The organism is Methylobacterium sp. WL7 (assembly GCF_008040085.1).
Taxonomy (GTDB): domain Bacteria; phylum Pseudomonadota; class Alphaproteobacteria; order Rhizobiales; family Beijerinckiaceae; genus Methylobacterium; species Methylobacterium mesophilicum.
On the sequence record NZ_VRVG01000148.1, the window covers coordinates 1 to 12,908 of the forward strand.

General features: G+C 62.1%; 17 protein-coding genes and 1 pseudogene. 12 read left to right on the forward strand and 6 right to left on the reverse strand.

Annotated features, from left to right (window positions below):
- The 5 genes and pseudogenes from FV233_RS30945 to FV233_RS25215 form a co-directional block, all read left to right on the forward strand.
- Nucleotides 1-216, forward strand: a 216-nt coding sequence (locus tag FV233_RS30945; RefSeq protein ID WP_210249506.1) for a hypothetical protein, incomplete at its 5' end; no start/stop codon positions are given.
- A gap of 89 nt (nt 217-305) precedes the next feature.
- Complete coding sequence (locus tag FV233_RS25200) at nt 306-533, forward strand: excisionase family DNA-binding protein (RefSeq protein ID WP_147899132.1); 228 nt, start codon at nt 306-308, stop codon at nt 531-533.
- A gap of 207 nt (nt 534-740) precedes the next feature.
- Complete coding sequence (locus tag FV233_RS25205) at nt 741-974, forward strand: transcriptional coactivator p15/PC4 family protein (RefSeq protein WP_187278222.1); 234 nt, start codon at nt 741-743, stop codon at nt 972-974.
- A gap of 314 nt (nt 975-1,288) precedes the next feature.
- A pseudogene (locus FV233_RS25210) lies at nt 1,289-3,652 on the forward strand (DUF927 domain-containing protein).
- Nucleotides 3,642-4,061, forward strand: a complete 420-nt coding sequence (locus FV233_RS25215) for a hypothetical protein (protein WP_147899134.1) — start codon at nt 3,642-3,644, stop codon at nt 4,059-4,061. Before FV233_RS25210 ends, FV233_RS25215 begins: the two are co-directional and overlap by 11 nt.
- A 115-nt stretch (nt 4,062-4,176) precedes the next feature.
- Here the strand turns inward: FV233_RS25215 and FV233_RS25220 are convergent, their stop codons facing one another.
- From FV233_RS25220 to FV233_RS25230, 3 genes are all read right to left on the reverse strand, one after another.
- The gene (locus FV233_RS25220) at nt 4,177-4,545 is read right to left on the reverse strand and encodes a hypothetical protein (RefSeq protein ID WP_147899135.1); all 369 of its coding nucleotides are present in this window, start codon (nt 4,543-4,545) and stop codon (nt 4,177-4,179) included.
- A 701-nt stretch (nt 4,546-5,246) separates the two neighbouring features.
- Nucleotides 5,247-5,501: a hypothetical protein gene (locus FV233_RS25225; RefSeq protein ID WP_147899136.1), complete on the reverse strand. Its 255-nt coding sequence runs from the start codon at nt 5,499-5,501 to the stop codon at nt 5,247-5,249.
- Between the two features lie 159 nt (nt 5,502-5,660).
- The gene (locus FV233_RS25230; protein WP_147899137.1) at nt 5,661-5,906 is read right to left on the reverse strand and encodes a hypothetical protein; all 246 of its coding nucleotides are present in this window, start codon (nt 5,904-5,906) and stop codon (nt 5,661-5,663) included.
- A gap of 782 nt (nt 5,907-6,688) precedes the next feature.
- Here FV233_RS25230 and FV233_RS25245 point away from each other — a divergent pair.
- The 4 genes from FV233_RS25245 to FV233_RS25260 all read left to right on the forward strand — a co-directional run bounded on the left by FV233_RS25245 (nt 6,689) and on the right by FV233_RS25260 (nt 8,028).
- Nucleotides 6,689-7,063, forward strand: a complete 375-nt coding sequence (locus FV233_RS25245) for a hypothetical protein (RefSeq protein ID WP_147899140.1) — start codon at nt 6,689-6,691, stop codon at nt 7,061-7,063.
- 59 nt (nt 7,064-7,122) lie between these two features.
- Nucleotides 7,123-7,365 (forward strand): hypothetical protein, encoded by a 243-nt coding sequence (locus tag FV233_RS25250; protein ID WP_147899141.1) that lies wholly within the window; start codon nt 7,123-7,125, stop codon nt 7,363-7,365.
- The gene (locus tag FV233_RS25255) at nt 7,352-7,618 is read left to right on the forward strand and encodes a hypothetical protein (RefSeq protein WP_147899142.1); all 267 of its coding nucleotides are present in this window, start codon (nt 7,352-7,354) and stop codon (nt 7,616-7,618) included. Before FV233_RS25250 ends, FV233_RS25255 begins: the two co-directional genes overlap by 14 nt.
- 230 nt (nt 7,619-7,848) lie before the next feature.
- Nucleotides 7,849-8,028, forward strand: a complete 180-nt coding sequence (locus FV233_RS25260; protein ID WP_147899143.1) for a hypothetical protein — start codon at nt 7,849-7,851, stop codon at nt 8,026-8,028.
- Between the two features lie 8 nt (nt 8,029-8,036).
- On the opposite strand, the gene FV233_RS25265 is transcribed toward FV233_RS25260, so the two are convergent.
- Entirely contained in the window at nt 8,037-8,312 is a 276-nt protein-coding gene (locus FV233_RS25265; protein ID WP_187278223.1) for a hypothetical protein, read from the reverse strand.
- Between the two features lie 261 nt (nt 8,313-8,573).
- Between FV233_RS25265 and FV233_RS25270 the strand changes: the two genes are divergently transcribed.
- Both FV233_RS25270 and FV233_RS25275 read left to right on the forward strand, forming a co-directional pair.
- Nucleotides 8,574-9,110: a hypothetical protein gene (locus FV233_RS25270; protein WP_147899145.1), complete on the forward strand. Its 537-nt coding sequence runs from the start codon at nt 8,574-8,576 to the stop codon at nt 9,108-9,110.
- Between the two features lie 175 nt (nt 9,111-9,285).
- On the forward strand, nt 9,286-10,242 hold the full coding sequence (locus tag FV233_RS25275) for a phage tail tip lysozyme (RefSeq protein ID WP_147899146.1): 957 nt from the start codon (nt 9,286-9,288) through the stop codon (nt 10,240-10,242).
- Between the two features lie 15 nt (nt 10,243-10,257).
- Here FV233_RS25275 and FV233_RS25280 read toward each other — a convergent pair whose 3' ends face one another.
- Nucleotides 10,258-10,500 carry a hypothetical protein gene (locus FV233_RS25280; protein WP_147899147.1) on the reverse strand — a complete coding sequence of 81 codons (243 nt, stop codon included), beginning with the start codon at nt 10,498-10,500 and terminating at the stop codon, nt 10,258-10,260.
- Nucleotides 10,501-10,826: 326 nt separating this feature from the next.
- On the opposite strand from FV233_RS25280, the gene FV233_RS30620 reads away from it, so the two are divergent.
- A complete protein-coding gene (locus FV233_RS30620; protein ID WP_187278224.1) occupies nt 10,827-11,066 on the forward strand; it encodes a hypothetical protein in 240 nt (79 codons plus the stop codon).
- 838 nt (nt 11,067-11,904) lie between these two features.
- Here FV233_RS30620 and FV233_RS25285 read toward each other — a convergent pair.
- Complete coding sequence (locus tag FV233_RS25285; protein ID WP_147899148.1) at nt 11,905-12,312, reverse strand: hypothetical protein; 408 nt, start codon at nt 12,310-12,312, stop codon at nt 11,905-11,907.
- Between the last annotated feature and the right edge of the window lie 596 nt (nt 12,313-12,908).

Here is a 12,908-nt window from a genome sequence, read left to right on the forward strand (position 1 = left end):
ATAGATATAGTAAAAGAAGAGTTATCTCGACGGATTTCCTTAGGTGAAACACATAAGAATATTACAACATGGGCTAATCTACTTGAGGGGTGGCTGAAAGAAGCCCACCCCTACGCCCATAATCTTACTGCGAAGACAATAAGAAACAATCCGGAGATGGGGGCAAAGATCAAGACGGCACTCTCGCTTCATGATCCCGAAAAAATCCCGAAATGAAAATATCGGGCGCGCTTTTTTGGGTTGGATAAACGCGTCAAGTAATGTGCGTCCGCAGACGTCCAGGCGGACACACAAGGACAGCAGCCATGAACATCCATCAGGTTCAGGTGCCGCAGGGAGACCTGTGCGCCCCAACGGGGAAGCTTTGTTTCACGGTTCAAGAGGCGTGCTTCAGCACCGGCCTTAGCCGCTCGACCATTTATCTGCTGATGCAGGATCGGAAGCTACGCTCCATCAAGGTCCGCAACCGCACCCTGATCCCAGCGGACAGCCTTCGAGGTTATCTCAATTCTCTTGAGCAGGAGGCCGCGTAGAAGCATGGCCTACAACGTCAGAACCCCCGGCGCTGGTACGCCGAGGGCTCTGGGAAATGTGTGCTTGGCGGCTGACGATCTCAGAGATAACCCACACCACGTTGACCTTCAAGCGCGCCGGATCACCGCGCGCCTGAAATGCAGCCCGGCCGTCGCCGCAGTCATCGCGGCTCACGCCTACGAACTGCCCGAAAACTGGAGGCGCGCATGAGCGCCCCCACCCTCATCGCGACAGTTCCCAAGAACAATGTCGAAGAGGTCAGGGTCAGCCTGACAACCTTCAACGGGTTCGACCTCGTCGATATCCGAACCTTCGCCCGGTTGATCGGTGCCGGGGGCGAGCCAACGCCAACCAAGCGCGGCATCTGTCTCAGCCGCGACCGCCTGCCTGAACTCATTCAAGCTCTAATCCACGCACAGGAGGGCCGCGCGTCATGCTGAGCCTCGACGGTATTGCTCGCGCCCTCGGTGGCGAGGTTCGTGGCAGTATGGTCCGGGCCCCAGGCCCCGACCACTCCCCCGCCGACCGTAGTTTAGGAGTGTGGATCACTGCCAATGGTGACGACATCACAGTCGACTCGAAGGCTGGTGATGATCCGATCCAATGCAAGGATTACGCCCGCAGTCGTATCGGCCTGCGGGCATTTGAGCCCAAAGCTTCCTCGGCTAAGGCCCGGGATCGCCACCCGGCTGACTCGGTAAAGGTCCAAGGCAAGGCGGCGTCAAAGAAAGCAACCGAAGCCGAGGCCATTGTCATGCCGATCCCGGCCGGACATCAGCCCCCCGATTTTATCTGTTCTAAACTCGGCGGTGCAGCGGCGGTCTACACCTATCGCGACAGTGAAGGCCGTACTCTCGGTTATGTCACCCGCTACAACGTCATTAACGGCAAGACATTCCAGCCCACTACCCTGTGGCGAGTTGGGGACGAACTTCACTGGCGGAAAAAGTCCTGGCCTAAGCTCCGCCCGCTCTATGGCCTTAATCGCCTCGCAGAGCGGCCCAACGCATCCGTTATCGTGTGCGAAGGCGAGAAAGCTGTCGATGCTGCGCAGAAGGTTTTCCCGAATAGCGTGGTGATTACGAGCCCCGGAGGTGCGAACTCAGCTAAGGCCGCGGACTGGTCGTCGCTCACTGGCCGGCAGGTGATGATCTGGCCGGACAATGATGCGCCCGGCCTCAGCTACGCCGTCGATGTCGAGCGCGAGTTGGCTGGCGTCGGCGCCGGTATTGTCACCATCGTCGACGCGATGCGGGTCGCTGCGGTTCGGCCTACCGGCGAGGACCGCAAGCCGATCGATGGGTGGGACGCTGCCGATGGGATCGAAGATGGCTGGCAGCTCGAAGCACTTGCCGCTCTGGTATTGCAGCATGTCGATCGCGTTGAGCCGTCGCCGTCCTACGTCTCCTTCGACCACTTCCGCATGTCGAGCGAAGGGCTAACAACAGAGGTGACCAAAGGTCGGGGCGAGAGTGCCACGACCGAGACCATATGGATCTGCGCGGCGTTCGAGGTGATCGGCCGCGCCCGCGACCCAAATGGTTTTGGCTGGGCTCGGTGGCTGAGATGGCGTGATCCAGACGGGCGCCGTCACGAGCACGCCGTGTCCGATGCCGCATTGCACGGGGATGTGGGCGCCCTGGCTGCAGATCTCGCCGCCCGTGGCCTTGTGATCTCGCGTGCCGGTCGTGGCCCGCTCTGCGACTACCTGAACCGCGTCACAGTTAGGGCTCGAGTTACCACGGTCAGCCGCACCGGATGGCATCTCATCGGTGAGCATCGTGTATTCGTGTTGCCGGATGCGGTGATCGGTCAGCCCGAAGCAGAGACTGTCGTTCTGACGGGCGCGACCGCTGCGCCCTATGCCCGGAAGGGAACCCTGCAGGATTGGCGCGACGGGGTCGGTCGTCTAACCGCCGGGCATGGCCGCCTCGTCTTGGCCGTGTCAGTTGCCTTTGCCGGTCCTCTCGTCGATCTCGTCGGCGGTGAGGGCGGCGGCGTGAACCTCTATGGCCAGTCCAGCCGCGGAAAGACGACGGCGCTGAAGTCGGCGGCGAGCGTCTGGGGCCGCGGCGCCTCGGATCCTGGCTTCGTCCGATCCTGACGGGCGACAGCCAACGCGCAGGAGGCCACGGCTGCGATCGTCACCGACACTCTGCTGTGCCTCGACGAGATTGGGGTGGCGGAAGGTCGGGACGCGGCGGCGGCCGTCTACCAGCTGGCTTCTGGCGTAGGCAAAGGTCGCTCGGCCCGTGACGGTTCGATCCGGGCGCCGATGACGTGGCGGGTGCTGACGCTCTCGACGGGCGAGTTGCCGATGGCGGCAAAGATCGCTGAGGATAAGCAGCGTAAGGCCTACGCAGGTCAGGCAGTGCGTCTGCTCGACGTGCCGGCCGACGCAGGCCGTGGCTACGGGCTGTTCGACAACGCCGGTCCCGACGGGGATCCTGCCCGTCTGGCGGAAGCTCTTCAGAAGGCGGCCTTGTCTGCCTACGGCGAGGCCGGACCGGCGTTCGTCCGCGCGCTCATGGACATGGGTCAGGAGGAAGCCCGCGCCCTTGTTGTCGATCTCGTGGAAAACTTCGTCGCGGAGCACACGCCGCCCGACGCAGATGGGCAGATCCGGCGTGCCGCCGCGCGGCTCGGCATGATTGCTGCCGCGGGTGAGTTGGCGCGGACCTTCAACATCGTACCCTGGGAGGAAGGGGAAGCCGAGGCCGCAGCGGCCCGAGCGCTATCGGACTGGATTGGTTCGCGCGGCGGCACCGAGCCGGCCGAGGTACGCGAAGCTATCACTCAGGTCCGCCGTTTCTTCGAGGCGCACGGTGACAGTCGCTTCGAAACTGCAGACGACCCTGACGCCCGTCCGGTCACGAACCGTGCCGGCTGGCGCCGTGGTCACGGTGACGGTCGTGTTTGGCTCGTGCTGCCAGAGATGTGGAAATCCGAGGTCTGCTCCGGCCTCGACCCAGTGGCGACCGCCCGCATCCTGGCTGAGCACGGAATGCTCAAGCGGGATAAGGCGAAGCTGCAGCGGCCGGAGCGGACACCTGCCGGACAGCTAAGAGTCTACGTCATCACTGCGGCCGTGTTTGACGGAGGCTCTGATGCGATCTGACCTGCGTCTCCGACTGCGTGAAATTACAAAGTCCCTCTCTACTCAGAAAACAGGTGTACCAGGTGTAACAGGTGTACCAAGCCAGCCGTCGCACACGGTGGTACACCCTACTGGTACACCTTCAGCGTCAGAAAAAGATCAACAAAATCAATCTGGTACACCTGGTACACCTTGCTACACCCTCGAAAATGGAGGTGGCGATGCGCGGTACACCTCGCAAGGTGTTACGGCAGGTGTAGCAGGCGGCGTCGCCGCTCCGGTCAATGATCCCGAAGGTTGGTTCGCCCACTTCGAGGAACGCGCTGCGATCCGCGAATACGAGGGCGGGCTCGGCCGCACCGAGGCCGAGCGGTTGGCGCTCGAAGAGACGATCGCTGCGCTTGGGCCGCAGCCTGCCACCATCCACTAGCAACGGGAGATCCGTGATGACGAAGTCAAATACAGCGAGCGCCATTGGGGACGTGCAGGAGGAGCGGAAGCGTCGGGCAGCAGAGGTGCGGCCCTAGCAGCACGCCAACCGCTATTCAGATACCGACGCTGGCTGCGCCTGCATCAGCAGCCTGCTTGACGGTGGCGCCGTTGCGCAGCGCCGTGGCTATGACAGCCGACGCTGTGTCGATTGCCTCAGCTCGCTCATCTCCGAAGTCACGCGTGCTGTTCTTCTCGGAGCCCATTCGGGCATGGTAGTTATCCGGGAAGCGGTTGCTCATGCGTATCTTCAGGATCTCCGTAGCGGCGCGATAGTCATCGTCGAAATTCCCGCCCCTGCGCTGGTTGCGGCCTTCCTGGCCGCGAACTTCGCCCTCGCCCGTTGCAGAGGAGCTTCTCCGAGCGTCACCTCCGCCGGAGAAGAACTGGGTAACCCTGGAGATCAGCCAAATGATGAGGTTCATCGGGGCGTCCTAAGCGGGCAGCAGCGGACGCGCCCCATCGGAGACTACAACGCAGCTCGCTCGACTTCGGACTACGAGGTGCGGCTATGACGCTCGCCGAGCAGAGGGCCGAGCGGATGTTCACTTCATCTGCGCGCGGTCTTCGTGGTCGTCCCCGGCTTGCTGGTCCATCGCTGGTCTCCCTCGCCGACAGGTCAATCGATCGCGGCTCGATACGACCACGCCCATCCACAGGAAGCCGCTGTGGTTAATGGAAGCTTGCGCCGGAAGCGGGACGTCAGCGGCATTGCGGGTGACAGCGAAACCGGGGCGCTCAGCTGGTCGGCCGTTCCTCGCAGGCACATGACAGGGCATAAGCCGACGCAACCCGCTTGATCCGAGTTAGCGGACGTGAACGATGAGCCCTTGGAGCGAATTAATGTCGTCGCCGAACAAAGAGTCGCGGATTATCAACACCCAGAACCGCGCAAATAATCTGTGGGAAATAGAAATCAAATTCTATCAGAGCGAATTGGAAAAACTTAAAAACAAAGTCAACGACAGACTAAGCGATGCTGAGAATAAACAGCTATATAAGAAGATTCATCACACATCAGATTGCTTAGAGTACTGTCAGTCGAAAGTTGAATAATTTTTTTGCAGCTGCAATTGCGCGCAAGTCTAGGCGACGGCAGCCCTGACTTGCGCCGGCGGCTCAATGTCTACAGAGCCTTTAAGCCGATGAGCTTTCGGCCCATGTTATACAGACGCTTATCGTCCTCTTGCGCACATCGAGAAATGTTTGACAGCTTATGATTGTCGCGCTGCCCCATTTTATAGGCCTCAATTGCGGACCCTACATATTTGGCGTCGTCCTTGTTGAAGGCTTCCTTTAGCTCAGCTCGACCCTTCACATCCTCGCCGGTGTTCAGGCTCCAATCTAGATCGTCTTTAACCAGCTTCCAATTTGCGGACATTCGTTCCTCCCGGGCCCTTTTGTGGGGCTGGTGCGAGGATACGCTGGTTTTCGGTTCCGTCGAGTCGAGGGGCGGGTCCGGGCTGCCGGCGACATTGCTGCTACCCGTTGCGGGATAGCCTGCGGATACCATTCGGCCGTCATTATGATCGGTGCGCCCTCAGGCGGCCAAGTCATCGGCCACCCGCACGGCGAAGAACTTGAACGGATCCTCGACCATTCCTTCCTGCGCATCCATCGCGTCCGCGCAGTGCTGGATCTCTATCGGCGTCGAGAGGCGGTGCGTGAAGGTTGCGTTCGGAGCTTCAGCCCGAGCAGTTTCGATCTGACGCTCAAGGTCAGCGTCATGTGTGGCGTGGCAGAACATCCAGGGCTCGCCGTCCATATCGATCGTCACGTAGGCCAAGGCTCACCTCCAGGGTTTCGGGAGGGGCAACGCTGCAGATCGCTATTAGTTGGGCCGGCCTGCTATCCACCGCGACATGAACTTCAACGGACCCACGACGTTCACAGCACCGTCGTCCAACGCGGCCTCGTCCGGCAATAGCGACGCGATCAGTTGCATCAGGCTTGCCCTTTCCTCACCTCGGAAGAGGACTAGGAAGGATCCAAGATCCAGTTCGACCTCTGTCTCGTCCGTTGGGCGATGCAGAACATAAGGCTGCCCCGTACTCAGATCTCGCATCAGGAACCAACGGTCACCGCCTGGACCGACGTGGAACTCCCTCGCCGCTCGTGGCGCCTGCTCAATCATGGCTCTCTCAACGCAAAACTCGAATGCTTGACTGCGGCATATTGGCATAAAAACCTGGGCCAAAATATAACTTAACGCAACAGTGCACAACTATGGACAACGGGCCGGGAGGACGGTCGATTTAAACATCGAGTTCAACGGCTTGCCGCACTGCAGTGTAAGGCCCATCGTCTGGCTACGAAGTGACTGAGGCGTAGCCACATCATGACGAATTCTCTCCGACGAGACGCATTGCTCCGGTTCAAGGTCGAGACAGATCTCGCCCGCGCCGTCGAAACCACCGCTCGGCATCGCGGCCAGACCATGTCCGAGTTCGTGCGCCAGAGCGTTCGCGCCCACCTCGCCCGTCACGGTGTTCGGCTGAGTCCTGACGACGGCCCCCGCACGCCTCCGGCCGCTCCCGCCCTGCGACAGGCAGCTTGAGGATGGCCAGCATGAACGCGATTTCCGCCGTCTCCGTCCGTCACAACCGCCACGACGGCAACGTTGCGCCGTTCGTCAGCATCGGCCGGGTCCGACCCGATCTGCAGCCGGTGCTTCCGGTGACGGCGCGGACCTCAACGCAGATTTCTGCTGAGCGTGATGCTGCCCAGGCTGAGCGTGAGATGCTGGAAGCCAGCCGCGCCGACGTGCTGTTGAACGGCACCTCCGACAACGTGGCCGCCCTCGATCACCGCATCGCCCTCACCAAGATCCAGCTCGACCAGCTGGAGATGCAGCAGCCGCTGCAGTGCTCGCCGAGGCCGAGGCCCAGGCTGCGAACGAGGCCGAGCAGAAACGCCGCAAGGATCTCCACCGCAAGGCCATGAAGGCCTCGGCCGAGGTCAAGAAGCTGGCTGCTGAGTACGTTGACGAGGCTTAGCGACTGGTGCCGTTGCTGGAGCGGATCCGAGAGCGGGCCAAGCTGATCGACGCCGCCAACTTCGCCTTGCCCGACGGTGCCGATCCGGTCCCGCCCGGCGAGCCCCGCTGCAGCTGGAACGGCCGATCGGACCAGCCGCACGCCTCGATTGCCAGCCGCGTGAAGCTGCCCGCCCTCGGGACTGACGCCGGCTACCTCTGGGGCGAGGTCGCCCCGATCTACGGGAGGATCGTCCATGAACCGCACTGAGATCGAGGAAGGCGCCGCCTGGGGGCGTCGTCTCTTCCGCAAGCCCGAGCCGGCTGCATCCGAGCGCAAGCTGAGTTCGGCGGAACGCGTGGCCGCCTGGCTGGCACAGAACCGCGAGGCCGAGGCCAAAAGCACTCAGACCCGCTCGGCCGTCGAGCAGACCCGGCGTGATCTGAACACGCCCGGCTCGGCCTTCACGGTAGGCGCCGAGCGCTATGCCGCTGACGGCTCACGGTGGCAGCGCGTCGCCTGAACGAGATTGCGTGGGTCCAGCCCGCAAGGGCCTCCTGCCCACGCCATTGAGGGCAATGCAGTCAGCCCAACACCGGAAAGCCAGCCTGTCCCTTGCCTGATCCATGGCCATGGAACCGAGGGATGCAAAGGCCGGCACGACTGCTCCCCTGACCAAGCAGGGATCCCGGGAGATCGCGGCGGTGGGGTCACCCCGCTGCGGTCTCCTCCCCGACAGTACGGAGAGCATTCATGGCCACCAAGCCCGACACTGCTGCCCAGACCGACGTGCTGGTCATCGAGACCACGCCCGTCGATCACGGTGACGCTCACGGCATCGGTACCACCGGGCGGGCACCGATTAGGCCCGACCTCTTGCACGAGACTGCTGAGGAGGCTGAGGCCCGCGGCACGGCATGGCGTCGGGTCTGACTACCATGTCAGTTGCCGCCACCGCCTCCACCGCCGTCCCCGCCACCGCAGCTACCACCGTCGCCGGACGAGCCGCCGTGCGAGCAGCTGTGACCACCGGAGGACGAGCCAGGATCCGAGGACGAGTTCGAGCTTCCATAGCTCCCGTCCCATTCCCCGCTGCCACTGTAGGTGTAGCCGACCTGCGGACGCCGATCGCGCATCAGCAGGTTCAGGATGGCCGCCATCAGCGCGACTGCCGCAATGACGAAGACCGCGATCTCAATCGACTGCTTCATGTCCATCAGAACCTCCATCGGTTCGTCGGTCTCATCAACATAACACACTAGCCCCTGCAGCGCTCCGAGCAGCCAGGCAGATGGGACGCAAACGGCACTCCTCAATGGAGGGTGACCGGTCATAATAGGACTCGGGTCCTCTTTTACCCTCCCCTAGGACACGGGTCCGCGCGAGTTCGGCTTGTCCGCAGGTATCAACTTTTACAGCGCGTTTCGCTTCGTAAACTCAAATTAGATTTGACATCGTAGCTTCGAGGAAACCGGCTGTTGAAAGCGAAATCCGCCGCCACTGATGCTGCTGCCGATGCCGCGCTGGTGGTGCCGGTGTCGACGATCGCGCACGCGCTGGATCTGACGACGCGCCGCGTGCAGCAGCTCGTGGCAGAAGACGTGCTGCCGAAGGAGGAGCGCGGACGCTATCCGCTGATCCCGGTGGTGCGGGCCTACATCGCGCACCTCAAGGCCACGCCCGAGATCCCTGCCGGCAACCTCGATCCGTCCCAGGAGCGAGCCCGTAAGGATCGGGCGCTCGCCATCTCGGCCGAAATCAAGAACGACATCGCGACCGGCCGGGTGGTGCTGATCGACGACGCCATCGCGATCATGACTGGCGGCCTGTCCCGGGTGCGCAACAAGATCCTGAGCCTGGCCTCCCGGGTCGCCCCGCGCCTGGTGATGCAGCGGGAGGCCGAGCCGATCCGGGCGCTGCTCTACGACGAGTTGGTGGCAATCCTGGAGGAGCTGTCGGTCGAGCATGACGTGCAGCGGCTGGCTGGTGAGAGCGCCGCCTCGGAGGCTGCATGACCGACCAGCCGAACCCCCAGCCCGTTGCATCAAACGACCCGCCGCGCATCGACGAGACGCTCGGATCCAGTCAGCCTCGCTCGGTGGCGCCAGGATCTATGGTGGGCCTGGCGGCACCGGTCCCATTCCGGAGGCTCAGCGCGACGCGGCGCGCGAGGCGTTCCGGAAGTACTTGATGAAGAAGGTCCCGGGCTACGACGGCGGGGCCATGGTTCCGACTGGGCCGGGCGGGCGGATCCCTGGCCTCGGCGGCGAGACGCCTCGTCTACCCAGTGTCGGCGGCGGCAGCGAGCCACCCAGCGGCTACACGGGCAACGATGGCCGCCGCGCCGCCGGTAGCCGCATGTCTGGCTCGGGTCGCGAGAACGTCGCCTCCTGGATGGAGTTTTTCCGCCGCCCCACCGACAAGGGCGGCATGGGCTACACTGAGGAGCAAGCCCGCGGCCAGGTCGCGATGATGCAAGGCGAGTCGGGCTTGAACCTGAACCCGGCTTCAAAAGGCGATCACGACCGTAGCGGCGTCCCCCATGCCTTTGGTACCGTGCAGTGGAGCGATGCCAAGGGCAATCAGCGCTTCCCCCGGCTTCGCGCTCTGGGCGCCGAGACGGGCAAGGACTGGACGGATCGCTCGGTGCAGCAGGAGATGTACCGCCGCGAGATGATGGGGGCCTACCGCAGGGTCTACGATCGGATCCGCGGCGCACAGAGCGGCGAGCAGTCGTTGTGGACGGGCATCACCGGGTACGAGAACCCGCGCGAGCACAGCCTCGCCTACGGGATCCGGAAGCCCTTCCTCGACCGGTTGCGCCGACAGGGCGTCGAGGCGCCGACGGCCCGCACGCCGGGCCTGCCGCGCCCCGAGATTGGCCAAGCCGACGGTGAGGGCTGGGCGTCCCGGGAGAAGGCTAGGAAGGCGTTCGAGACGATGCAGCAGGGCGAAGGCCGCCTCGATGCTTCCGCCGGCCGTGCCGGTGTCATGGGTGGCACGAAGGTCGAGGCGACCGGCAGCGTGTCGGTGCTCGTTCAAAAGCCCGGGCCGGACACCAACGTCCGCACCTCAGCCTCCGGTAATTTATTCAAAGACGTTGTTTTGAGCCGGGGGCGGACGATGGCTCCTGCAGAGCGGACGTGATGGCGTGCAGCGCGGTCAGGCCGCCAGAGCGACCTGAGCTACATTCTTTCTAATTGGCAGATACGCGACCGGCGCTCTAGTCTGGTCCCGTACTACCAATGTCCAAAGATCATCCGGCCGGTTTTCGGCCGTCTCTTCGGCCACTTCGAGGATCACATCCAGAGCATCGGCTAGAGCTTGTTTCAGATTAACCGCTTCGAAGCCGTTGTTATCTCGGACAGCTTCCTCGCCATTCTCGAAATCGAAGTAGAACCGCATGGGAATTGGACCCTCTGCTCGAAGAGGCTGCCTCGCGCCCGATCTCGGCGCATAATGATATGTTAACAAATTTGGTTAACGAATTGTTAACTCGCCTAGAGTTGGACGTGCCTTTCTGTACAGACCCACGGGCGGCGGATGGCGAAGGCGGAGTAAAAGCTTGAAGCACAAATCGCCCGCTTTTAAAGTAATTTCTAAAAATGTACCTGAATATAGTCAAATCGTACCTGCTATGAACAAATTGCACTAGAGGCATACGCGCAACTCGCCAGCGCGCAAATAGGAGCCTATAGGCTGCTTAGCAGCCCAGTATCGGATCGGAACACATGTCCGAGAAAGCCGACAGCTCAGTTTACCAGTTCGTCGTATACGATCCGCCTGCACCGGGCCTTCCATGGCTAACGGTATGCTTAAGCCCAAGCGGTGAGGTGATCGAAGCGGAAGCTTGGACCTCTTTCGAGGAAGCTCAACGGATGACAGAGAAAGCCGCGCAGCTGGTAGCGGAGTCCGTTGACGATGAGTTGCACGGCCGCTTCGCTTTGCGCAGGGCGCGATCACAGCACTGACCGATCCACCATCTTCCGCAAGGCGCAGGCGGACTGAGCTTTCTGGAATCGTGGGGCCGCTCGCGGGAATATCAGACATTCCTTCCGACAAGACCTCAGCCCCGCCGGCAGACGCCGAGCGGGGTTTTTTCGTCTCGGGATCGTGACACGATCCGCGCACGGGTGCCGGTATGGTGCCAAAGTTGAACCTCCAAATTCGACAGCCCGAACTTCAGCCCGCCCGGTCCGCCGGCGCGGGCTTTTTCGTGGCCTGGGCTTTGCCATGGGCGTCGGCTCGTCGAATGAGACCCCGAGCTAACTTGCGGCGCGCGCCTGACGGGGTGCGTCGCCTCTTCCGCGACGTGGTCTAGGACTAGGGGCGGCAGATGGCGAAGGCGGCTGGGGGCTAAGCGTCTGGCAACCTGCTCAAGGACGTGGTGCTGCAGCGCGGGCTGACGGCGGTGAGGGCGGATGCGGGGCAAGGCTTACTGGTCTGATGTGCTGACCCTACTCGGCTCTGACTTGGTTACCGTAGGAGAGCATGCGATGGTGTGAGATGACTAGCATTGCAATCAGGTATCGCGTCCAAGCGGATGCCAGTGGCTTTGAACCTTCGCCTTGGACCTGGGCGATTTATGAAGCGAAGCGCGAACTGCCAATCATGCAGTCTACTGCTACCTTCGTCAGCCGCGCTTCTGCTAACGCCGCTGGTAAGCAGGCGTTGGCAAAGCTGCGGTTGGAACAGCAGCGATCGGCGTCACGAGACCGCGCTGGCATCTAAGAGCAGCTCAGAGTGCGGTGACTCATCTAACAAGTCAGCCGGTTCGCCGGCGCGGGCTTTTTCATAGCCTTGCGTCCGTCACCGGCGCCGCGGCAGACTCATGTCGATCTCGGGCGTGTTGATGATGGTCACGCCATCCTCTAAGCCGGAGCCGGTCGGCTTGAACGTCACGTCGAAGGTGCAGCTTGGCTTGGCGAGGGCCGCGAGGCAGTTGCACGGACCGATCAGCTTCTCCGCAATCGCTTCCGTCGTCTCGCCGCCGAGGCCGGAAGCGTCCAATCGCAGTTGCTGGCCATCTACCGTGGCCTCGCAGATGAACCCGCCAGGCCCGGGATCAACGCACCGGATGCCGCGGACCACGACCGTCTCGTCGCGGTGAGCTTTCGGACCGGCAACCAGTTGCTGCACGCCGACCGCTACCTTGCCGGCAGCCTGTGCCCCACCGGCAGCGACGACGAAGGCCAGGGCAGCGAAGGCGGTGCGCATTTAAAGTACTCAGTATTATTCAGGAGTGCGACGAGTAAATTATCCGTAGCCTAGCGTTGGAACCGCGGCGTTGGTCCGGCTGCGTCATTGGCTTGCTGCTGTAATTGCACCTGCGATGAGACAAAAAGTGAAAGCGATTTGTAAAAAGCATAATATGTAGCGCCTAGATCGCGTGAAAACTGATAAGATGCTTGCTGCCGGTCTGGGGATAGGGTTCCCCAGACCGAACTAACATAGTTGTATCTAGATTGCTCGTCGCGCACGCAATTCGCGACCATCGCTCTATCGTTCAATGTCGCGCACGCGCGGTCGACATCGTGCGACGGAACAGGAACCGCATCTGCGGCCAAACCGGGTAGCGGCATCAGAATGGCGAAGTAAACGATGGCAGCGAGGGCTGGGCGCATGGCGTAAGATACCTCGTCCAATAACGGTGTCGAGAGGGCGGCAGCTTGTCTAAATCGACATTGTCCGACGTCATCACCTGTGGGACAGAATGAGGGTCTTCACGAACGGAGGATGGCTGGTTCATCGTAGCCCCTGAGGAGCGAAGATGAAGCAGACATCCGGACCGGCCAAGAAGCCGGCAGAAGCGT

Coding starts and splice junctions, on each gene's coding strand:
- FV233_RS25200 (WP_147899132.1), top strand. CDS start 306: ATGAACATCCATCAGGTTCAGGTGCCGCAGGGAGACCTGTGCGCCCCA.
- FV233_RS25205 (WP_187278222.1), top strand. CDS start 741: ATGAGCGCCCCCACCCTCATCGCGACAGTTCCCAAGAACAATGTCGAA.
- FV233_RS25215 (WP_147899134.1), top strand. CDS start 3,642: ATGCGATCTGACCTGCGTCTCCGACTGCGTGAAATTACAAAGTCCCTC.
- FV233_RS25220 (WP_147899135.1), bottom strand. CDS start 4,545: ATGAACCTCATCATTTGGCTGATCTCCAGGGTTACCCAGTTCTTCTCC.
- FV233_RS25225 (WP_147899136.1), bottom strand. CDS start 5,501: ATGTCCGCAAATTGGAAGCTGGTTAAAGACGATCTAGATTGGAGCCTG.
- FV233_RS25245 (WP_147899140.1), top strand. CDS start 6,689: ATGAACGCGATTTCCGCCGTCTCCGTCCGTCACAACCGCCACGACGGC.
- FV233_RS25255 (WP_147899142.1), top strand. CDS start 7,352: ATGAACCGCACTGAGATCGAGGAAGGCGCCGCCTGGGGGCGTCGTCTC.
- FV233_RS25260 (WP_147899143.1), top strand. CDS start 7,849: ATGGCCACCAAGCCCGACACTGCTGCCCAGACCGACGTGCTGGTCATC.
- FV233_RS25265 (WP_187278223.1), bottom strand. CDS start 8,312: ATGGACATGAAGCAGTCGATTGAGATCGCGGTCTTCGTCATTGCGGCA.
- FV233_RS25275 (WP_147899146.1), top strand. CDS start 9,286: ATGAAGAAGGTCCCGGGCTACGACGGCGGGGCCATGGTTCCGACTGGG.
- FV233_RS25280 (WP_147899147.1), bottom strand. CDS start 10,500: ATGCGGTTCTACTTCGATTTCGAGAATGGCGAGGAAGCTGTCCGAGAT.
- FV233_RS30620 (WP_187278224.1), top strand. CDS start 10,827: ATGTCCGAGAAAGCCGACAGCTCAGTTTACCAGTTCGTCGTATACGAT.
- FV233_RS25285 (WP_147899148.1), bottom strand. CDS start 12,312: ATGCGCACCGCCTTCGCTGCCCTGGCCTTCGTCGTCGCTGCCGGTGGG.